General features: G+C 69.1%; 21 protein-coding genes. 3 read left to right on the forward strand and 18 right to left on the reverse strand.

The window, feature by feature from the left end; genetic code table 11:
* Positions 1-62: 62 nt before the first annotated feature.
* The 3 genes from ACWF0M_RS24485 to groES form a co-directional block, all read right to left on the reverse strand.
* Complete coding sequence (locus tag ACWF0M_RS24485) at positions 63-551, reverse strand: GNAT family N-acetyltransferase (protein WP_452238022.1); 489 nt, start codon at positions 549-551, stop codon at positions 63-65.
* A gap of 451 nt (positions 552-1002) precedes the next feature.
* The gene (gene groL, locus ACWF0M_RS24490; protein ID WP_131335107.1) at positions 1003-2622 is read right to left on the reverse strand and encodes a chaperonin GroEL; all 1620 of its coding nucleotides are present in this window, start codon (positions 2620-2622) and stop codon (positions 1003-1005) included.
* 152 nt (positions 2623-2774) lie between these two features.
* The gene (gene groES, locus ACWF0M_RS24495) at positions 2775-3071 is read right to left on the reverse strand and encodes a co-chaperone GroES (protein ID WP_130384566.1); all 297 of its coding nucleotides are present in this window, start codon (positions 3069-3071) and stop codon (positions 2775-2777) included.
* 192 nt (positions 3072-3263) lie between these two features.
* Here groES and ACWF0M_RS24500 point away from each other — a divergent pair, with 192 nt between their 5' ends.
* Entirely contained in the window at positions 3264-4433 is a 1170-nt protein-coding gene (locus ACWF0M_RS24500) for a class I SAM-dependent methyltransferase (RefSeq protein ID WP_452238023.1), read from the forward strand.
* On the opposite strand, the gene ACWF0M_RS24505 is transcribed toward ACWF0M_RS24500, so the two are convergent.
* Entirely contained in the window at positions 4391-5356 is a 966-nt protein-coding gene (locus tag ACWF0M_RS24505) for a zinc-binding dehydrogenase (RefSeq protein WP_452238024.1), read from the reverse strand. The two genes, ACWF0M_RS24500 and ACWF0M_RS24505, sit on opposite strands and share 43 nt — an antisense overlap.
* 54 nt (positions 5357-5410) lie before the next feature.
* Between ACWF0M_RS24505 and ACWF0M_RS24510 the strand changes: the two genes are divergently transcribed.
* On the forward strand, positions 5411-6199 hold the full coding sequence (locus tag ACWF0M_RS24510; RefSeq protein WP_452238025.1) for an AraC family transcriptional regulator: 789 nt from the start codon (positions 5411-5413) through the stop codon (positions 6197-6199).
* Between the two features lie 84 nt (positions 6200-6283).
* On the opposite strand, the gene ACWF0M_RS24515 is transcribed toward ACWF0M_RS24510, so the two are convergent.
* The 10 genes from ACWF0M_RS24515 to ACWF0M_RS24560 form a co-directional block, all read right to left on the reverse strand.
* Positions 6284-7006 carry a dienelactone hydrolase family protein gene (locus tag ACWF0M_RS24515; protein WP_452238026.1) on the reverse strand — a complete coding sequence of 241 codons (723 nt, stop codon included), beginning with the start codon at positions 7004-7006 and terminating at the stop codon, positions 6284-6286.
* Positions 7003-7449 carry a GNAT family N-acetyltransferase gene (locus ACWF0M_RS24520; RefSeq protein WP_452238027.1) on the reverse strand — a complete coding sequence of 149 codons (447 nt, stop codon included), beginning with the start codon at positions 7447-7449 and terminating at the stop codon, positions 7003-7005. Before ACWF0M_RS24520 ends, ACWF0M_RS24515 begins: the two co-directional genes overlap by 4 nt.
* Complete coding sequence (gene tsaD / locus ACWF0M_RS24525; RefSeq protein ID WP_452238028.1) at positions 7446-8495, reverse strand: tRNA (adenosine(37)-N6)-threonylcarbamoyltransferase complex transferase subunit TsaD; 1050 nt, start codon at positions 8493-8495, stop codon at positions 7446-7448. Before tsaD ends, ACWF0M_RS24520 begins: the two co-directional genes overlap by 4 nt.
* Complete coding sequence (locus ACWF0M_RS24530) at positions 8492-8941, reverse strand: GNAT family N-acetyltransferase (protein ID WP_452238029.1); 450 nt, start codon at positions 8939-8941, stop codon at positions 8492-8494. The genes tsaD and ACWF0M_RS24530 overlap by 4 nt, the downstream gene beginning before the upstream one ends.
* Positions 8938-9627: a tRNA (adenosine(37)-N6)-threonylcarbamoyltransferase complex dimerization subunit type 1 TsaB gene (tsaB, locus tag ACWF0M_RS24535; protein WP_452238030.1), complete on the reverse strand. Its 690-nt coding sequence runs from the start codon at positions 9625-9627 to the stop codon at positions 8938-8940. The genes ACWF0M_RS24530 and tsaB overlap by 4 nt, the downstream gene beginning before the upstream one ends.
* A gap of 1 nt (position 9628) precedes the next feature.
* Entirely contained in the window at positions 9629-10549 is a 921-nt protein-coding gene (gene tsaE / locus ACWF0M_RS24540) for a tRNA (adenosine(37)-N6)-threonylcarbamoyltransferase complex ATPase subunit type 1 TsaE (RefSeq protein ID WP_452238031.1), read from the reverse strand.
* The gene (locus ACWF0M_RS24545; RefSeq protein ID WP_452238032.1) at positions 10549-11667 is read right to left on the reverse strand and encodes an alpha/beta fold hydrolase; all 1119 of its coding nucleotides are present in this window, start codon (positions 11665-11667) and stop codon (positions 10549-10551) included. Before ACWF0M_RS24545 ends, tsaE begins: the two co-directional genes overlap by 1 nt.
* A gap of 6 nt (positions 11668-11673) precedes the next feature.
* Positions 11674-12819, reverse strand: a complete 1146-nt coding sequence (gene alr / locus ACWF0M_RS24550; RefSeq protein ID WP_452238033.1) for an alanine racemase — start codon at positions 12817-12819, stop codon at positions 11674-11676.
* A gap of 15 nt (positions 12820-12834) precedes the next feature.
* Complete coding sequence (locus ACWF0M_RS24555) at positions 12835-13476, reverse strand: HAD family hydrolase (RefSeq protein WP_452238034.1); 642 nt, start codon at positions 13474-13476, stop codon at positions 12835-12837.
* Positions 13477-13544: 68 nt separating this feature from the next.
* Positions 13545-14783 carry a GH12 family glycosyl hydrolase domain-containing protein gene (locus tag ACWF0M_RS24560; RefSeq protein ID WP_452238035.1) on the reverse strand — a complete coding sequence of 413 codons (1239 nt, stop codon included), beginning with the start codon at positions 14781-14783 and terminating at the stop codon, positions 13545-13547.
* A 237-nt stretch (positions 14784-15020) separates the two neighbouring features.
* On the opposite strand from ACWF0M_RS24560, the gene ACWF0M_RS24565 reads away from it, so the two are divergent.
* Positions 15021-15806 (forward strand): META domain-containing protein, encoded by a 786-nt coding sequence (locus ACWF0M_RS24565; protein WP_452238036.1) that lies wholly within the window; start codon positions 15021-15023, stop codon positions 15804-15806.
* 91 nt (positions 15807-15897) lie between these two features.
* Here ACWF0M_RS24565 and ACWF0M_RS24570 read toward each other — a convergent pair whose 3' ends face one another.
* The 4 genes from ACWF0M_RS24570 to ACWF0M_RS24585 form a co-directional block, all read right to left on the reverse strand.
* Positions 15898-17346, reverse strand: coding sequence for an NAD(P)H-hydrate dehydratase (locus ACWF0M_RS24570; protein WP_452238056.1), 1449 nt, complete (start codon positions 17344-17346; stop codon positions 15898-15900).
* A 70-nt stretch (positions 17347-17416) separates the two neighbouring features.
* A complete protein-coding gene (locus ACWF0M_RS24575; protein WP_131286276.1) occupies positions 17417-17767 on the reverse strand; it encodes a holo-ACP synthase in 351 nt (116 codons plus the stop codon).
* A gap of 290 nt (positions 17768-18057) precedes the next feature.
* Positions 18058-19065 carry a LacI family DNA-binding transcriptional regulator gene (locus tag ACWF0M_RS24580; RefSeq protein WP_452238037.1) on the reverse strand — a complete coding sequence of 336 codons (1008 nt, stop codon included), beginning with the start codon at positions 19063-19065 and terminating at the stop codon, positions 18058-18060.
* A 32-nt stretch (positions 19066-19097) separates the two neighbouring features.
* Entirely contained in the window at positions 19098-20936 is a 1839-nt protein-coding gene (locus tag ACWF0M_RS24585) for an alpha-glucuronidase (protein WP_452238038.1), read from the reverse strand.
* Positions 20937-21027 lie beyond the last annotated feature (91 nt).

Genomic DNA, 21027 nt, shown 5'->3' on the forward strand with positions numbered 1-21027 from the left:
CTCAACTCTCGTTGCATAGTGGCAATTCGTGGTCAAGAGCCTCTTTTGATCACGATCTGTAACTACTGACGGGTCAAGTTCTCGCGTTCGCCGTCGATCAGCTGCACGGGCGCGCTGAACCGAACGAGTTCGGACGCGTGCTCGCCGCCCCAGTCGATCGGCGTACGGCCGGTCTCGAGCCAGCCGGCGCGTCGATAGAGGTGTACGGCGGCGCCGCGGTTGTCGACCACCTCGAGCGAGAGCCTCCGCCCGAGCTCGGCGGCCGTCGTCACGCAATGGTCGAGCAACTGCCGCCCGATCCCCCGCCGCGTCGCCTCCGGATCCACGAACAACCGCTCCACCTCGGCGTCATCACCGACGGCCGTCAGCACCACATGCCCCACAACCCGCCCGTCATTCACCGCGACCCAGCAACCCAGCCGGTTCTCCGGTGTCAGCCACGCCCTCGGGTCTGCAGGCCAGTTGATCGGGTACGCCGCCCGCTCGTGCACAGCCCGCAGCAACTCCACGCAGACATCCAGGTCCTCGTCCGCCCGCACCCGTATCAACACCCGCCCATCCCATCAGATCCCCCGCCCGCCCCCGGCGTACGGGTGGGGATAGCCGCCGGTGACAGGGAACAAGCAATCGCCGGTTCCCTGTCCCCGGGGCCTGTCCCCACATGCCCCACCGCACACACCGCACACACCGCACACACCAAACACACCGCACAGCACCGCCGCACCCGGGATGCACCGCCCGGTCTGTCCTCAGCCGGCCCGACCGAGCACGACGCCCCCCCGCACACGAGGGGATATCCGACAGTGTTGTGCCTTCTCCCTTGGTACTAGAGGGGAGAACCCACAACACCAGGGGATATCCGATGCTCCTGCCGGAGGCGGGGGGTGGGGTGTTCGCCGTGTGATCCGCAGCTCGACCTGCGTCGTCGTACAACGGAGCACCGCCCGGCAGTTGCCTGCCGGGCGGTGCTCTGTGTGCTGTCGAACTGCTACTGCTGAGGGATCAGTGGCCGTGGCCGTGGCCGTGACCGGCTGCGGCGGGCTCTTCTTCCTCGGGCTTGTCGACCACCAGGGTCTCGGTGGTCAGCAGCAGTGCGGCGATCGAGCCGGCGTTGGCGAGCGCGGACCGGGTCACCTTGACCGGGTCCAGGACGCCCTGCGCCAGCAGGTCGCCGTACTCACCGGTGGCGGCGTTGAAGCCGCTGCCGGACTCGAGCTCGGCAACCTTCGCCGTCACGACGTAGCCCTCGTAGCCGCCGTTCTCGGCGATCCAGCGCAGCGGCTCGACGACTGCCTTGCGGACGATCCGGACGCCGGTGGCCTCGTCACCGTCGAGCTCGAGGTCCTTGTCCAGCACGGTGGACGCGTGCACGAGAGCGGAACCGCCACCCGCGACGATGCCCTCCTCGATCGCGGCCCGGGTCGCGGACACCGCGTCCTCGATCCGGTGCTTCTTCTCCTTGAGCTCGACCTCGGTGGCCGCGCCGACCTTGATGACGCAGACGCCGCCGGCCAGCTTGGCCAGCCGCTCCTGCAGCTTCTCGCGGTCCCAGTCGGAGTCGGTGCGCTCGATCTCGGACTTGATCTGGCTGACCCGGCCCTCGATGTCCTCGGCCTTGCCGGAACCCTCGACGACGGTCGTGTTGTCCTTCGAGACCACGATCCGGCGCGCCGAACCGAGCACCTCGAGGCCGACCTGGTCGAGCTTCAGCCCGACCTCGGGGGCGACGACCTGCGCGCCGGTGAGCGCGGCCAGGTCCTCCAGCATCGCCTTGCGGCGGTCACCGAAGCCCGGCGCCTTGACGGCGACGGAGGTGAAGTTGCCGCGGATCTTGTTCACCACCAGGGTGGATAGCGCCTCGGCCTCGACGTCCTCGGCGATGATCAGCAGCGTCTTGCCGGACTGCACGACCTTCTCCAGCAGCGGCAGCAGGTCCGCGATCGCGGAGATCTTGCCCTGGTGGATCAGGATGTACGGGTCCTCCAGCACCGCTTCGCCGGCCTCGGCGTCGGTGATGAAGTACGGCGAGATGTAGCCCTTGTCGAACTGCATACCCTCGGTGAACTCGAGTTCGGTACCGAAGGTGTTCGACTCCTCGACGGTGATCACACCGTCCTTGCCGACCTTGTCGAACGCGTCCGCGATCAGGGTGCCGATCTCGGCGTCCCGGGCGGAGATGGTGGCGACGTGGGCCATGTCGCCCTTGTTGTCGACCGCGCGGGCGGTCTCCACCAGCTTGGCCGACACGGCCTCGACGGCCGCCTCGATACCGCGCTTGAGGCCCATCGGGTTGGCGCCGGCGGCGACCGCCCGCAGGCCCTCGTGCACCAGTGCCTGCGCCAGCACCGTCGCGGTGGTGGTGCCGTCACCGGCGATGTCGTTGGTCTTGGTGGCGACCTCCTTGGTGAGCTGCGCACCAAGGTTCTCGAACGGGTCGTCCAGCTCGACCTCACGCGCGACGGTGACACCGTCGTTGGTGATGGTCGGGGCGCCCCACTTCTTGTCCAGGACGACGTAGCGGCCCTTCGGGCCCAGCGTCACCTTCACCGTGTTCGCGAGCTTGTCGACGCCGCGCTCCAGGGCGCGCCGCGCGTTCTCGTCGAACTCGAGGATCTTCGGCATGAAGAAAACCAGTCCTTTTCCGTATGTCTCGTTGCAGGAGCGAGCCCTGTGTCCAACTCCCCGCCCCACCACCCCGGGTCGGGGTGCCGGACCCACTCCGCCCCGGTGCCAGAGGCCCCGGGGCGGTGTCAGTCAGGAACGGCGGGCGTTCGTCACTTGCTGACGACTGCGAGGATGTCGCGGGCGCCCAGGATCAGGTAGTCCTGACCGTCGTACTTGACCTCGGTGCCGCCGTACTTGGAGTAGATGACCTTGTCGCCGACGGCGACGTCCAGCGGGACGCGGTTGCCGTTGTCGTCGATCCGGCCCGGACCGACGGCGAGGATCTCGCCCTCCTGCGGCTTCTCCTTGGCGGTGTCCGGGATCACCAGGCCGGACTTCGTGGTCTGCTCGGCTTCGAGCGGCGCGACGAGGACGCGGTCCTCGAGCGGCTTGATCGTGACCGACACTTGCTGACCTCCACGGTCGATGTGCTGTTTGCGGTTCATGGTGGTCGCGCTCCCCTGCCGTCGCGGGGGTCAAGGGCCGGACCGCTGGCATTCTCGTATCGAGAGTGCCAACACCGAATCTAGGCCGCGATTAGCACTCGGTCAACTCGAGTGCCAAAGGATTCTCAGCGTGAGACCTCTAAAGTTGCCCGGGTGAGTGTGACCGCGCTGCTCGACGGACCGGGCGCTGAGGTACTGGCTGCCGCCTGCGCCGAGTACAGCCCCGGCAAGGAGCTCCAGCTGGTCGAGAAGCTCAGACGCCGGTACGACGCAACGCTTGTCACGACTGCGGTCACCCAGGCCGCTCTGCGCCACCGCGCCGTCGCCAAGTTCGGTGCGGACGCGGAGCGCATGTATTTCACCCCAGACGGCCTGGAGCAAGCCACCCGCACCACAGTCAGCACCCACCGAGCCGCACGACTCGCAATCACCCTGCCCGGCGCCGGCGTGGTCGATCTGGGATGTGGGATCGGCGGCGACCTCATCAGCGCCGCACGTGCCGGACTGCACGTGACCGGTGTCGAACGTGATCCAGAGACAGCAGCCACCGCCCGCGCCAACCTGTCCGCACTGGGCCTCTCCGGCGACGTACTGGTAGGCGAAGCCGAGTCCACCGACCTCACGCCGTACGACGTGGTTTTCGCCGACCCCGCGCGCCGGGCGGACGGGCGGCGCGTGTTCGACCACAACGCCTACTCGCCGCCGTGGTCCTTCGTCACCCAGCTCCTGCAGCGGACTGCGTGCGTGAAGGTGGCGCCCGGCATCCCGCACGATGCGATCCCGGAAGGTGTTGAGGCGGAGTGGATCAGTGACGCCGGGGAGGTGAAGGAGGCCGCGCTCTGGTCCGGTGAGCTGTACCGGGGCACACCACGCCGGGCGACGCTGCTGCCTGGTGGTGCGAGTGTCGCCGACGCACCGGAAGCCGACAGCGGTCCGGTCGGACAGTACATCTACGAACCCGACGGTGCGGTCGTCCGGGCCGGTCTGGTCACCGCGGTCGCCGCAGCGGTTGACGGGTGGTTGCTGGATCCCCGCATCGCCTACGTCACGGCATCATCGTACGTGCCGACCGCGCTGGCCTCGGCGTACGAGGTGCTGGAAGAGGTGCCCTACAAGGAGAAAGCGTTGCGCTCCTGGGTTCGCAACCAGGGCATCGGCACGCTGGAGATCAAGAAACGCGGCGTCGACGTCGACCCGGCCCAGCTGCGCAAGAAGCTCGCGCCGAAGGGCTCGACGTCCGCGACCCTGATCATCACGCGCATCGGCCGCGACGCCGTCGCCTACTCCTGCCGCAGGGTGACGACCAGCTTCCCGGTCGCCTGATCGTCCTCCATGTACCGGTGCGCCGCGACGATCTCGTCGAGCTCGAACACACGGTCGACGTTCGGCCAGTAGACACCGCTCTCGACCTCGTCGACGATCCGCTGCAGCACGTCCGCGCGGCCCTTCATCGTCTCGCTGTGGAACGCGGTCAGCCGGGTCCCGGACGGGATCATCGCGATCGGCTCGAAGTCCTGGATCAACCACCCACTGAGCGATCCCGCGACGCACACCGTGCCACCGCGACGGACGATCCGCAACGAGTCCACCGCCGTACGCGCGCCGATCAGGTCCAGCACATAGTCCGGTCCGTCGGGCCAGACCTCCTGCAGCGCCGAGCCGTCGTCGACCACCACATGGTCCGCCGTCAACGCGTCGACCTTGCTGACCTGACGCGTCGTCACCGCGGTCTCGACCCCGTACCCGGCCGCGATCGCCGCAGCCGCCATGCCCACGGACGACGTACCGCCGCGAATCAGCAACCGGCCGCCGCGCTCGATCCCCAACGCGTCCAACGCGCCCTGCGCCGTCAGGTACGTCTCGGGCAGCGCCGCCAGCACGTCCCACGGCAGTGTCGTGACGACCGGCATCAACGTTGCGTTCGGCAACAATGCGTACTCCGAATAACCCCCGTCGTACGCCCGGCCCATCTCCCCCATCACCGCCGCGACCGTCGTCCCGTCCGGTACGGCGGGATCGGTCGAGGCAACCACGACGCCGACACATTCGATCCCGAGCACCCGCGGGAACCGCACCGTCGGGGAATGCCCCTGCCGGGTCCGCAGCTCCGACCGATTCAAACCGGCTCCCTGTACCCGCACCAGACTCCAGCCGTCCCGAATCGCCGGCACCGGCAGCTCGCGAAGCTCCAGCACTTCGGGGCCACCCGCCCGGACACACACGGCGGCACGCATCGTTGCACTCATGCCTCAACTCTCGCCGCGGACGGACGTGGCCGACCACCGATAGAATGCCAAGCTATGCCCGTTGGCCGCCAACCGCTCCGCTCGGAGCTCTTCCCGTCCGCCGGCGCCCACCACTGGGAATCAGGCGGCACCAGCTCGGTGCAGACTCACGAAGAGGGCCACCTCGTGTACGCCGCGCGTGGCGTCCTGGCCGTGCAGACAGATCGGGGTACGTCGATCGTGCCCGCCAACCGGATCGCCTGGACGCCGGCCGGGTTCACCCACCAGCACCGCGCCCACGGCGAGACCGACATGCGGATCGTCTTCCTGCCCGCAACATTGGCCCGCCACATCCCGAACCGCCCGGCCGTGTTCCTGACCTCCGGTCTCGCCCGCGAAGTCGTACTCGCCCTGACGAGCCGCCAACTAGAGCAGGCCGCCCGCACCCGCCTCCAGCACGTTCTCGTCGACGAACTCCACGAGGCGACCGAGCAACCACTGCAACTACCCGAACCGCACGACGACCGCCTCCGCAGCATCGCGCAATTCCTCCGCGAGAACCCCGCCGACAACACCCCACTCGCCGAACTGGGCCGCAACGCCGGAGCCGGCGCCCGCACCCTGAGCCGCCTGATCCGCAACGAGCTCGGCATGACGTACTACGAGTGGCGCACGCAACTCCGCATCTACCACGCCCTCGTCCTGCTCGCCGACGGCCACGACACCACGTACGTCGCCCACGCGTGCGGCTGGGCGAACCCGAGCGGCTTCATCGCCGCCTTCGCCGCCGTCGTCGGCACCACACCCGGCCGTCATCGCGCGGAACAATCGGGACTTGCGCTCGACGTACATTCGAACATATGATCGATCTCGCGAGCGGGTCTCCGGGCGACGAGCCGGCGGGCGAGGTGCTGCGTCCGCTGCTGCAACTCCCTCGGAGACCCGCCACTAACTTGGCCGAAATCGTTCCTTCACAGCCATCCGCAACCGAGCCGTCACGATACCGCCGACCGCCGACACCACCTGACCGCGCGCCTGATCACCCACCGCCGGCAAATGCTCGTCGCCACCACTGCCCGGAATCCCACCAACGAACTCAGTCACGAGCCGGTCCCAGTCCTTCACGCGCCGGAGCATCGTATGCCCTTCCCCGGCGAGGGAGTACGTCGTCACCTTCACCCCGGCCGCCCGCAGCCGCTGTGCGTACGCCGCCGTACCCGCAGGAGAGGTGATCGTGTCGTCGGTCCCGTGCACGAACGTCACGCGTGGGCGAAGCGCGACGAGCGGCTCGTCGCGCGGCAGCCAGGGCGCCAGCGCGAGCACGCCCGCCACCCGTGGATGATCGCCGGCGGCAACTACCGCTCGCCCGCCCATGGAGTGCCCGATCAGCAACACCCGCGAGATCACCGGCGGCAGCTCGTCCAGAACTGTCCGCAGATCGGCCGCCGCGTCGCCGTGGTCGTTCCAGCCTCGGAAGCGATACCGGAGGAACCCGATCGCGGCGTTCGGCGCGACCGGCCGCGCGGCCTGCGCGAACGGCCACATCCGCAGCAGAGCAGGGCGCAACAGGTGCGGGTCGGCGTGCGAGTGTTCCTCGCCGCCGTGCGCGAGCAGGACCAGCTCGGTCGCGCCCGCCGGGTGCCGGACGAGATCGACACCCGGACGTCTCACGGCTGCGCGTACAACTCGGCCGGCTCCTTGCGGATCGCCATCATCCGTCCAGGCGGCGTTTCGCTGAAGCCGTACGACCGGTAGAGCTCGTGCGCATCGGCGGTCGCCAGCAGAACCTGCCGCAGCCCCTTCAGCTCCGGGTGCTCGAGGAAGGTCGACACGACGAACCGCCCGAGACCGTGCCCGCGGTGCGACTCCAGCACGAACACGTCGGCAAGCCACGCGAACGTGGCCCGGTCCGTCACCATCCGCGCGTACGCGACCATCGCACCGTCCGCGCCGTACACCCCGAGGTTCAGCGAACCGGCGACCGCGCGGGCCACGACCTCGCGCGGGATCCCCTCGGCCCAGTACGACGTACTCAGGAAGCCGTGCACCACGTCGATGTCGATCCGCTCGGCGTCGTCGTCCGCCTCGAAGCCGTCCGGCCCGGTCCACTTCATGTGTTGAGTACCTCCGTGATCGGCATCGACGAGTCGGCAGGAAGATCGAGGGGCGACGGCGCCTTCCCGGACCGGACCAGCTCCGAGCCGAGCGCGGCGACCATCGCGCCGTTGTCGGTGCACAGACCGGGTCGCGGCACCCGTACGACGATGCCCGCCGCGGAGGCACGCTCCTCGGCCATCGCGCGGAGCCGTGAGTTCGCTGCGACGCCGCCGCCGATCAGCAGGTGCTCGAAACCGCGGTCCTTGCACGCGTCGATCGCCTTGCGGGTCAGTACGTCGCAGACCGCTTCCTGGAAGGCCGCCGCGACATGGTTCACCGGCACGTCCTCGCCGTCGCGCCGTTTCGCCTCGACCCAGCGTGCGACCGCGGTCTTCAACCCGGAGAACGAGAAGTCGAACCGGTGCCGCTCGAGGTCCCGCTGCGACGTCAGCCCGCGCGGGAACGTCACGTACCGCCGGTCCCCGCCGTCCTGCGCAGCTTTGTCGATCCACGGCCCGCCCGGGAACGGCAGCCCGAGGACCCGCGCCACCTTGTCGAACGCCTCACCGGCCGCGTCGTCGATGGTGCTTCCCATCGGTACGACGCCGTCGGTGATGTCCTCGACCGCGAGCAGCGACGAGTGCCCGCCGGACACCAGCATCGCGACGCAGCCCTTCGGCAGATCGCCGTGCTCCAAGGTGTCCACCGCGACGTGCGCCGCCAGATGGTTCACGCCGTAGATCGGCTTGTCCAGCGACAACGCGAGACCCTTGGCCGCGGCGACACCGACGAGTAGCGCGCCGGCCAGGCCGGGTCCGCTGGTCACCGCGACCGCGTCGACATCGGCCGGTTTGATACCGGCCGTCTCGCAGGCCCGCCGGATCGTCGGCACCATCGCCTCGAGGTGCGCGCGACTGGCCACCTCGGGGACGACCCCGCCGAACCGGGCGTGCTCCTCGACACTGGACGCGATCGCGTCGGCGAGCAGCGTCTGCCCGCGCACGATCCCGACACCGGTCTCGTCACACGACGTCTCGATCCCCAGAATCAGGGGCTCGCTCATAGTTCCTCCCGCCACCGCATGATCACCGCATCCTCGGCGCCGCCGTAGTACCCGCTGCGCCGGCTGATCTGTTCGAAGCCGAAGCCCCGGTACAGCCCGATCGCCGATTCGTTGCTCGCGGCAACTTCCAGCAACACGGTCCGCCCGGCGCACCGAGCCAGCGCCGCCGTCAGCAACTGCCCGCCGATCCCGGTACGGCGCTCCGCCGGGCTCACCGCGATCCGCAGTACCTCGACCACATCGAGCGCGACGGGAGGAAGCAGCAGTACGACGTACCCGACGACCGCGCCCTCGTCCGCGACGAGGACGACGCGGTCCTCGACCAGCCGGTCGAACTCGTCGGCCCAGGCATCCGCGCTCCAGGCCGCCGTGCCGAAGCACAGCTCGTCCAACGCGATCAGCTCACCGGCGTCGTCCGGACGCACCGGCCTGATGGCAGGTCTCACAGGACGCTCTTCGGCCCGCTGGACATGGTCACGTCCGGCCGGCGCAGGTACAGCGGATCCGGCGCAACGACCTCGAGCGTCCCGGTCGCCACGCCAGTCGCCAGTACGTCGGCCGACGGGTACTCCACGACGTCGACAGGCGCCGCGGCCGACGGGTCTCCCACGACGTCGGACACGCCCAGCGCGTCGGCGTACAGCACTGCGCCGCGGCCGATCACGGGCAGCCCAGACAGCACGTGGGCGACCTCGGCGGGCTTGTCGACCGCAGGTCCCTCGAGCCGTCGACGGCTGCCGTCCGCCGCCGGACCGTCGTACAGCGCCCAATAGATCTCCTTGCGCCGCGCGTCCGTCGCGACCGCGACCGGCAACGTCAGCGTCGACTGCCGCGCGAGTATGTCGAGGCTGCAGACGCCGGAGACCTCGATCCCCAGCACCTCGCCCATCGTCCGCGCCGTCACGAGTCCGACCCGCAGTCCGGTGAACGGACCAGGCCCGACACCGACCGCGATCCCGGTCAGGTCGCGCGGCGTGACTCCCGCCGTCTCCAGGGCCGCTGCGATCGCGGGCGCGAGCAGTTCTCCGTGGCGCAACGCGTCGACGGTCGTCGACGAGGCGACGATCTCACCGGTCGGCGTGGCCAGCGCGACGGTGACGGCGGCACTCGAGGTGTCGAAGGCAAGCAACATGTCAGTTCTTCTCCAGCATCCGGACGCCGGACGCGGCCCATCGCGGACCCACCGGGGTGATCCGCAGCGCCCGCGTCTCGTCGGTGTCGTCGTCGCCACGGGTCACCACGATGTCCAGCCGATCGGGCGCGAGCGCCTCCGCCAGCCCATGACCCCACTCGACCACCGTGATCGCGTCCTCCAGGCTCGCGTCCAGGTCGAGATCGTCCAGCTCCGCGAACCCACCGATCCGGTACGCGTCGACATGCACGAGCGCGGGGCCGCCGACCAACGACGGGTGCACGCGCGAGATCACGAACGTCGGCGACGTGATCGCACCACGCACCTTCAGCCCGACGCCCAGCCCTTGCGTGAACGTCGTCTTGCCGGCGCCCAGGTCACCGGACAGCACGAGTACGTCGCCCGCACGCAGCTGACCGGCCAGCTCCTCACCGATCGCCTGCATCTCGTCGGAGGTCGGCACGGTCAACTCGACCGGCATCGCCTTGGCGTAGATCAGGTTGTGCGCCTGCTGGTCGACGATCGCGTACCCACGCCGGCGCCAGAACTCCACGGTGTCCGGCAGCTCGACCCGCGCGATCAGGTTCACCCGGCTGAGCCCCCGACGTACGGCGACCTCCTCCGCGCAACCGACCATCGCCGAGGCGACGCCGCGGGCCTGGTACCGCGGGTCGACCGACACCCGGCGCAGGTTCAGGACGTCACCGACCTGCTCGAACAGCACCGCCCCGAGCGGAACGCCGTCACTCAGCACCAGCAGCCCGCCGTCCTTGGCGATCGCCGCCGCCACCGTCGTCGCGTTCTCGGACAACGCCGTCGACGGCGGATCGAGAACCCGGCGCGCGGAGAAGGCATGGTGAATCACGGAAACGATGTCGTCGACGTGTTCCTGGGTGGCGTCGACGACGTGCAGATCTGTCATCAGGTGGGTCCTAGGGATTGTTCGGCTCGTTCGATCATCCCAAGGAGGGCGGCGGTGAACTCACGGTGGTGCTCGACCAGGCCGAGGTGGCCGCAGTTCTGCACCTCGACCAGCTCGGCGCCGGGGACACGCCGGACGATCTCCTCGGCGTGGGCGAACGGCGTCAGGTGGTCCTTGTCGCCGCCGATCACGACGCACTCGACCTTCTGCAACGGCTCCAGGGAGTCGTACTTGTCGTGCAGCGCGAAGATCGGGTAGAAGTCCGCGATCACCTCGATCGGCGTGGCCGCGATCATCGCGTTCACGAACTCGGTGAACGCCGGTGGCACCTCGGAACCGAACGAGTACTTCCGGGTCAGCAGGTAGATCAGGTCCGAGCCGGCCTTCCGGCTGTACTCGACGACGTCCGGGACCCGGGCCAGCGCGGCGACCGTCGGCTTGGCGAGCGTCCGCGCGAGCATGCCGACCTTGCCGGGGAACACGATCGGCACCTGGTCCAGTCCGCCCGCGCTGGTCGAGCAGAGCCCGACGCCGATCACCCGGTCGCCGAACAGCTCGGGATGCTGCTCGGCCAGGGCCATGATCGTCATACCGCCCATCGAGTGCCCGATCAGGATCACCGGTCCGGTCGGCGCGAACCGCTCGACGATCCCGTACAGGTCCTCGCCGAGCTGCTCGATGCTGATGTTCTCCTTCGGGGACCGCCCCGAGCGTCCGTGCGAGCGCTGGTCGTAGAACACCATCGTGCCGATGCCGGCCAGGTCGCGGCGCTCGAAGTGCCACAGGTCCATGTTCAGCCCGTACCCGTGCGCGAAGATCACCGTCAGGTCCTCGGGCGGCAGCGGGAGCTTCCGGCCGAGTCTGCGTTTCGGCGGCGGCGCGGGCCGCCGGGACCGCTTCAGTTCGTCCACCTCGACGTACAGCTCGACGCCGTCGTCGGCGGTGAAGATGTACGGCGTACCGCGCAGCGACCCGAACGGCTCGGCCTCCAGCTGCTTGCGCTGACCCGACCGCCGGCCGATCACCTGACGCTCGACCGCGACCCCGGCCGCAGCTCCGGCGGCGAGCACTCCGACCGCGGCCCCGATCAGACCGGCAGTCCGCCCTGCTTTGGACATGCCGGCCTACCTCTCGCTGTCGACGTACCTGCGCGGGATCCGGGCGCCCAGGCGGGTGACGATCTCGTAGTTGATGGTCCCGGCCGCGTCGGCCCAGTCGTCCGCGGTCGGCTCGCCCGACGTACCCGGGCCGAACAGCACGACCTCGTCGCCTGCGGCGGCCTCGTCGTCCTCGAGGTTGACCACGCACTGGTCCATGCAGATCCGCCCGACGACAGTACGTCGGTGGTCGCGCGCCTGGACCGGCGCCCCGTTCGAGGCGTGCCGCGGCAGCCCGTCGCCGTACCCGAGCGGAATCAGGCCGAGTGTCGACGGCCGCGGCGCGGTCCAGGTCATCCCGTACGAGACGCCCGCTCCGGCCGGCACCCGCTTCACCATCGCCAGCCGCGCCTTCAGCGTCATCGCCGGCCGCAGCCCGAGTTCGGCCGACGGCAGCGCATGCCCGAACGGCGACAGCCCGTACGTCGCGACGCCCGGACGGACCAGGTTGAAATGGGTCTCCGGCAGCGCCAGCGTGGCGCCCGAGTTCGCGAGGTGCTTGAACTCGGCGTCGACACCGAACGACTCGGCCACCTCGATCGCCTCGAGGAAGGTCGCCAGCTGGGACTCGTTCACCGGGCTCTTCGGCTCGTCCGAGGACGCGAGATGCGACCAGATGCCCTTGATCTCGATCCGCCCGCTCGCCTGCGCGCGGACGGCCGCGCGGATCAACGCCGGCCACTCCTCCGGTACGGCGCCGCCGCGGGACATCCCGGTGTCGATCTTGAGATGCACCCGCGCCGGACGGTCCACTGCTCCGGCGGCGAGCTCGTCGATCTCCCAGGGCGCGCCCGCGGACAGGTCGATCCCGGCCTCGATCGCGTCGGTCAGCGGCTCGCCGGGGGTCGTCAGCCAGCAGAAGATCGGCCCCGTGTCACCGGCCGCGCGCAGCCCGAGCGCCTCCTCGAGAACCGCGGCGCCGATCCAGTCCGCACCGGCCTCACGAGCGGCCCGGGCGACCGGCACCATCCCGTGCCCGTACCCATCGGCTTTGACCACAGCCATCAGCTGCGCACCCTCAGCGCGGGCACGCAACGTCGTCACATTGTGACGGATCGCAGCCAGATCGACCACGGCCTCAGCACGGACCGGACGTGACTCAGGAGTAGACATGGTCGTTCCAGTGTCTCAGGCTCCGTCGATGAGGGCTGCGAGGGCCGCCATGTTGTGGAAAACCGTGTCGGCATCGGAAAGTTTCGCGGGGTCGGTCATGCCGGCGTACCCGAAGACCGGCATCCCGGCGGCGACCGCGGCGGCGACGCCGAGCGGGCTGTCCTCGATCACCAGGCAGTCGGCCGGTTTCACCCCCATCGCGGCGGCCGCGTGCAGGAAGAGATCAGGGGCGGGCTTGCCGTGCGCGACGTCCTCGGCGCTGAAGATCCGGCCCTCGAACCGGTCCAGGAAACCGACCGCGGTCAACGCCGTACGGATCCTTCGATGGGTGCCCGACGACGCGAGGCAGTACCTGACGCCGCGCTCGTCCAGGTGGTCGAGGACGGCCTCGACACCCTCGATCGCCTGCAGCTGCGCGAAGCCGTCGAACAGCCGCTGGTGGTACCGGTCCTCGAGATCCGCCGGCAGCGGCCGCCCGAGCTGCGCCTCGGCCTTCTGGCGCATCGAGGCCATCGACCCGCCCATGAAGTCCCGAACCGCCTCCTCGAACGTGTAGGGCAGCCCCGCCTCCGTCAGCAACTCGGCCAGAATCCCGTTGGCCAGCCGCTCGGAGTCCACCAGCACACCATCGTTGTCGAAGATCACAAGTCCAGTCACGTCCAGAACCCTAAGCGGCCACCGCATCGAGTGCGGTGGCCGCCGGGGTTTGCGAGAGCGAGCTGGGGTCAGGACGCGGCGAGCGAGTAGTCGTCCAGCCGGAAGGTCTGCGGACCGTTCGTGGAGGAGATCTCCACGCCGTACTCGATCGCGCTGAGCTTGTCCGTGCCGGACAGCCAGCCCTTCGAGACCAGCCAGTCGAAGACCGCCTTCAGGTCCACGGAGCTCGCGGCCTTCTGGTCGGTCATCGCGAGCGCGATGTACCTGCTGCCTACCGCGCCGCGCTTCCAGGCGGCGTAGGTGTGGCCGGCGATGGTCACGGTCGCCTTGTCCTGCGCGTCACCCGGCGGCAACGAGGCCGGGTACTTGTAGTTCGTCCAGATCATCAGTTCTTCGTTGCCGAGTCCGTTCAGCCAGATGTCGTACGCCCAGTTGTACTCGCCGGACGACGGGGCGGACTGGGAGTTGGCGTACGTGCTCTTGATGCTGCTGAACGAGTTGATGGCCTTGTCGGGGAAGTTCTTCTGGGTGTCCGGGTAGGTCTTGACCGATCCCGGGTTGCTCGCCAGCTCCTTCTGGTCGGAGGTGACGTACCAGCTGTTGAACCCGCAGGCGTGGATGGACTGCGGCCCGGCCTCACCGGAGTTCCACTTGTTGTTGTTGACCAGGTAGCCGCTCGTGTTCCAGGTCGCGAAGTCGTCCGAGGACGACCACAACGGGCTCTTGCAGCTGCCCGCAACCGGCGGGGTGGTCGTCGTCGTGGTCGACGTCGGCGTGGTCGACGTCGGTGCCGTGGTCGGGGGCTTGGTGCTGGTCGTCGTGCTGGTCGGCGTCGGCGTCGGCTTCGGTGTGCTTGACGTCGGCGCACTGGACGGGGCGGTGGTCGGGGCCGGTGTCGTCGGCTGACCCGCCACCGCGGCGAAGTCGTAGTGGACCGTGTAGGTCAGCTTGGTGCCGGCCTGGTACCGCTGGCCGTCGTAGCGGAGCGCACGCAGCCGGTAACTCTTGTCGGTGGTGCGGCGCGGGTCGATCGACACCATCGCGGGGCCGGAGGCGGTCGCGGTGATCGCGACCGGCTTCTGTCCGAAGCCGTGCAGGACGGTGCAACCGGAAGAGGCATCCAGGACGCAGGTCTCGACGCGTCCGACGTTGGGCAGGGCTGTCACCGTGCTGTCCGCGGCGTTCGCGGTCGAAACCGGCGAGTCCTTGGACGCGTGTACGACGATCGGCAGGGCGACCAGACCGGCGACAGCGACGAGGGCCGCAGGCAGAATCGCGCGACTCCGGGCAGTTCGGGTGGGGGGCATGCGGAAAGTTCCTTAGTGTGCTCGACGGGTCGCACTGCTGCCCCAGAACTCCAGCGCGGCCCTCAACTGATCGATTGACTATCCCCAGAGGGGCCAGATCGACTGGCCTTGTCGTGCTGTTCGCTCTCGCGTACGGCGGTGACGTTATCGAACCGTGATCAGATCTGCCAACCCCGGGTCCTGATTTAACGAACCCTTCACCTGCAACGGTAACGTCCCAGACTGCGTCCTGTAGATGTGAACAAACGGATGATCGCGCTTGCCGCAACGGCTCTGCTCGCCCTGTCTGCCTGCGGAAACGAGTCCGCGGCCCGGCCGGATTCGGGCGCGTCGCTTGCCGGGCGAACGTTCCTGTCGACGTCCGTCACCGAGAACGGAAAACCGCGACCGCTCGCTGCGAAAACGCAGGTCCGGCTGGAGTTCACCACGAACGGCCGGATGTCGTGGCAAGCCGGCTGCAACTCGTCGGAGACAACGGTGTCGACGTCCGACGGCAAGCTGAGCCTCGGCAAGGAGATCAGGTCGACACTGATCGGCTGCCTGGGCCCTCTGCAGACCCAGGACACCTGGATCGCCGGCGTCCTCGCGGCGAAGCCGGTCTGGAAGCTGGACGGCGACAAGCTCGAACTCAGCACCGAGAACACGACGATCTCGCTGCTCGACAAGGAGTCCGCGGAGCCGGACCTCGCGCTCGACGGCACGAAATGGAAGCTGACCTCGGTCGTCACCGGCCAGAGCGCGTCGTACCAGGCCGGCTTCGACAAGGTCTGGCTGACCCTGAACGGCGAACGTGTCACCGGATCGACCGGTTGCAACGAGTTCCAGGGCATGGTCGCGCGCGCCACCGGCAAGCTCACCTTCGGCGAAATGGCCACCACCCGCCGAGCCTGCTCGGGCGAGGCCGCAACAGTGGAATCCCTTGTCCTGAAGGGATTGAAGGGCGACCTGACCTACCAGATCGACGCGTCGACCCTACAGCTCCGCTCCACCACCAGAGGCCTGGACTTCACCGCAGTCCGCTGACCGTCGCCGCCGGATCGTGCTCGGCAAAAGCCGCCAGGCCGAAGGCGCTCCTGGCGTACTTCTACTCGCGGCTCTGCTCGGCAGCTGCGGGTCAGCTCAGGAGTTGGCGGGTGGCCTCGGGGAGGGCTTGCGCGATGGTGATGGCGGTGGTGGGTCCGCCGTTGGAGGCCAGGTTGGCGGCGGCGGCGTGCAGGTAGGCGCCGACGGCGGCTGCGTCGAGCGGAGTCAGGCCGGCTGCGAGGAGTGCGCCGCAGAGGCCGGCTAGTACGTCGCCGGCGCCCGCAGTAGCGAGCCACGGGGTGGCGTTGGTGTTGACCCGCACCTCACCGTCCGGGCTGGCGATCACGGTGGTGGCGCCCTTGAGCAGGACCGTTACGTCAAAGCGTTCGGCCGCGAGGCGCGCGTACTTCAGCCGCTCGGCCTCAACGGTCGCGCGTTCGACACCGAGGAGACGCGCGAGCTCGCCGGCGTGCGGGGTGGCGAGTACGTCGACGTGGTCGCCGGAATCGTCGAGCGCCTTCAGGCCATCCGCGTCCAGTACGACGGGTTCGTCGGCGTCGAGCAACTCGCGGATCCGACGTACGTCGAGCTCGTCGCCGAGGCCGGAGCCGATCGTCCACGCCTGCACCCGGCCGTCGCCGACGACCTCCGGGTGAGCTTCGCGCACCGCGCTCGCGACTGCGTCAGGGCCGACGTACCGGACCATGCCGACCGGGCCTGCGAGAGCGCCGGCGGTGGCGATCACCGCGGCGCCTGGGTACTGGGTGGAGCCGACCATCAGGCCGAGTACGCCGCGCGAGTACTTGTCGGACTCGCCGTGCGGGACCGGGTAGAGAGCTTTGACGTCCGCGGTTTGGAGCGATTGCACGTCGGCGGGTGGGAGGTCGAGGCCGATGTCGACGAGGTGGACCGGACCGCAGGCGGTCGCCGCGGGGTCGACGAAGTGACAGATCTTGTGGGTGCCGAACGTGACGGTCAGCGCAGCGTTCACGTGCGGCTCGGGCGTCTCACCGGTGTCCACGTCGACACCCGACGGCGTGTCAACAGCAACAACCGGTACGCCGTACTCCTCAGCAACCTGCACCACAGCAAGCGCCTCAGGCCGAAGCCCCGGTCGCCCACCAATCCCCACAATCCCGTCCACCACAACATCAGCACCCGCGATATCCCTGACAACACCACCCGAAATACCAATGGAGGCGGGGGTTGCGGGGGCGGTGCGGGTGGCGGCGGGGGTTATGCGGCCGCCTGCGGTTTTCAGGGCGTTTAGGCCCGGTCGATGGGCTTTGGTGGAGAGGAGGACGGCGGTGACTTGGGCGCCACGGCGGGCTAGTTGCGCGCCGGCGTACAGGGCGTCGCCGCCGTTGTCCCCGGAGCCGATCAGCAGGACCACGCGAGCCCCGTACGTCCCGCCCAGGAAGTTGCTGATAGCAACCGCTAGCCCAGTCGCCGCCCGCTGCATCAGCGTGCCGTCCGGGAGCCGCGCCATCAATTCAGCCTCAGCCGCCCGAACCTGCTCGACCGTGTGCGCGCTACGCATGCTCATACCTCCACGACAAGAGCCGCCGCGCCAGCCGGCGACGGCTCGACAGGACGCGAGCGGCGCATGGTCAGCCCTCCAGCACGACCACGGCGGAGGCGATGCCGGCGTCGTGGCTCAACGACAGGTGCAGGCTCTGTACGCCGAGCTTGGCCGCCTGTGCCGCCACGGTGCCGGTGATCTCCAGCCACGGCCGCCCGGTCTCGTCGGTCTGCACCTCGGCGTCGTGCCAGTGCATGCCCGCGGGCGCCCCGAGCGCCTTCGCCAACGCCTCCTTGGCCGCGAACCGAGCCGCCAGCGACGCCGGCGGCTTCACCGCCTCCACGGGAGTGAACACCCGATCCCGCAACCCCGGCGTACGCTCCAACGTCCGCATGAACCGGTCCACGTCGACCACATCAATGCCCACGCCGACGATCATGCAGCCCACCCTAACGGCCCCACCCGCAACACATCCGGCTGGTCGCTCCCCCCACACGAGGGGATCTCCCCGCGCGTTGGGGGTTCTCCCCTCGTACACCAACAGAGAACCCCCAATACGAGGGGAGATCCCCTCGTATTGGGCTCGACGTGTGGGCGGCGGCGTCGGGGTCGGGGCGTACGAGGGACATCCCTCGTGTTGGGCTCGACGTGTGGGCGGCGGGCAGACGGGGCCTGGGCGTACGACGGACATGCCTCGCGTTGGACTCGACGTGTGGGTGGGCGGCGGGCTCACGGGGTCGGGGGTTGGGTGGTGGATTGGCGGATTCTGATGTCGACGGCGAGGTCCAGGCGGAGGGCGGCCGGGGTGCGGCCTCGGGAGAGATCGAGTACGACGCGAGTCGCGAGTTGGGCCATCTGCTGCAGCGGCTGGTGAACCGTGGTGAGGGTCGGCGTCACCCATTGCGCAACGGGAAGGTCGTCGTACCCAACGACGGACAGGTCGCGCGGAACGTCCAGCCCCAGTTCGCGCGCGGCCTGGTAGACGCCGAGCGCCTGCATGTCGCTGCCGGCGAAGATCGCGGTGGGGCGGTCGGCGAGGCGGAGCAGGGCGAGCGCCTCGCGATGGGCGCCGGCGACCGCGAAGTCGGCCCACCTGACCAGCGCCGGATCGACGTCGACGCCGGTCGACCGCAGCGCGTCGGTGTACCCGTCGACGCGTTGCCGCGAGCACAGTGTCTCGATCGGACCGCCGATCATCCCGATCCGGGTGTGACCGAGCGTCCGCAGATGGGTCGTCGCCAGCCGGCCGCCATTCCAATTTGCGGAGCCGATCGACGGTACGTCGTCCCCCACGTCGCCGACCGGATCGACGACCACGAACGGGATCCGCCGCGCCTCGAGTTGCGCGCGCTGGTCGGCGTCCAGGTCCGAGAACACCATGATCACGCCGAGCGGCCGCCTGTTCAGCACCGACTCGATCCACTCCTGCCGCGGGCGGAGCGCGCCGCCGCACTCGGACAGCACCAGTTCGACGCCCTCGGCGCGGACGACCTCCTCGACGCCGCGGATCAGCTCCATCGCCCACTCGCCGCCGAGCTGGTTGAACACCAGGTCGATCATCGGCCCGGCCGCCGTACTCGAGCTCCGCCGCCGGTACCCGTGCTCCTGGATCAGGCTCTCGATCCGCGCCCGGGTCGCCGCCGCCACGTCCGCGCGCCCGTTCAGCACCTTGGAGACGGTCGGCACCGACACCCCGGCCTGTTCCGCAATTTTCGCAATGGTCGGCCGCTCGGCCACAACGCCTCCCGATCCGAAACTTTCGAACCAGACTACCGGTGGATGGTGCGGCCGTGACCGTCCGGTACGCCGGAGAGGCGGTAGAAGAACGTGTTGACCTGGTCGCGCCACTCGCGGGCGTTCGACAGTTGGGTCTCGAAGCGGGACGTGATGTTCGCGCGGATGGTCGGTTCGAAACGCTCGGCGATCACCTGCCAGCGCGCGACCATCGCCTCCACCTCGGCGTACCCCTGGAAGTGCGTGTCGTAGATGTGCTGCAGCACGGTGCTCCCGCTCTGCAGCACGTGGTCGTACGGCACGTGGTGGAAGAACAGCAGCAGCTCGTCTGGACAGACGTACACGTCTTCGTACAGACTCGCGAGCGGTTCCGGATACTGCCCGGTGAACCCCGATCCGGTCTTCACGGTCCGGTCAACGCCGACGCCGTACCGATCCGCGAAGTGGTACGTCCCCGCGCCCGAGAACTCGTACCCGTTGACGCTCGGCCCGTAGTGCGTCCCCGGCGTCACCATGAACCCGACCCCGAGCGGCGCGGTGTACCGCTCGTACGTCTGCCACGAGCCGGCCAGGATCGTCACGAGCTCGCTCCGGGTCCGGTCGTCCATCGCGAACGTCGCGGCGGCCCACTCGTGGAGCAGGCTGACCGGATCCGCGGACGGGTCCCACGCCAGCCGCCCGAACGCGTAGAGGTTGCTCTGCGCAAGCTTGTGCCCGGTCCAGTTGAGGTCGTCGCCGACGTTGGACACGGCAACGATCGCACCGATGCGGTCGGCAACGGTCACGCCGCCGCCACCGGTCGTGTCGAACCGCAGGATCTCCCGCCACCAGGGCCCCAGATAGCACAGGTCCTGCTGCTGGCCGGAGTACTCCTGGGTGACCTGCAACTCGACACCGAAAACGGTTTCCTGAATTTCCCCGAGCAGCGGCGAGACCGGCTCCCGGACCTGAAAGTCCAGCGGTCCGTGTTTGACCTGCAAGACAACGTTTTCCTCGAACCGCCCGTCCAGCGGGATGAACGCGTCGTACGCCGCCCGCGCCCGATCCGCCCGCCGGTCCCGCCAGTCCAGTTCGGGCTCCACGCCGGAACATCGCCAGAAAACCGTTCCGCCGTACGGCGCCACCGCCCGCGCCAGCAGGTTCGCGCCCTCGGGGTCGCCGGCCGACCGCACCACGAGCCCGCCGAGATCGGGTACGACGTCGTACACCCGCGCGATCGTGGCGGCCCACCAGCGCGCCACCCGCTCGTCGCGCGGGTCGTCGATGAAGTCGACCGCGAGACTCACCGCGATCCCGTACTCGCGGAAAACGCCGGCCAACCGCGCCACATCGGGCAGCTCGGCCGTGGCGAGCGCGACCGCATTGATCCCGATCGACGCCAGCAACCGCGCGTACGCCCGGACCCGGGTCAGGTCGGCCACCACCTCGCCGTCGCGGAAAAAGATCGATCCGCCCGAGTACCCGCGCCGTACGACACCGGACAGCTCGTCCCAGTGATCCAGCATCCGGATCGGGACGGCGGGCTGCTCGACGACGGTGAAGTCGCCGCCCATCCACTCGAAGTACCGCAGCACGTAGAAGTACCCGTACAGCAGGCCGTGCCCGCCCTCGGCCGCGACGACCAGATCGTTGCCCCGTCGCACCACCACGAACCCCTCGACGCCCAGCCCGTGCTCGGGTACGGCTGCCTCGACCTCCTGCCAGAGAGCGGTCTCCCGGACGCGGGTCAGCGTGCAGACTGCGACCTGTACGTCGGTACGGAAACGGCGCGTCTGCCGGACCTCGGCGCGGATCGTCTGCGCGAGCACGCCCGATGCGTGCACGGTCACCTCGGGCAGGCGTTGGGTACCCAGCCAGGCGGAGTCGGCGGTCATCGAAAGTTGATACTTACACACCACACGGTCACGACGCCGTGACCGAAAGTTTCGAGACCGTACCGTAGCTGAGACACTCCGAGACGCTTCG

The organism is Kribbella sp. NPDC055110 (assembly GCF_053607525.1).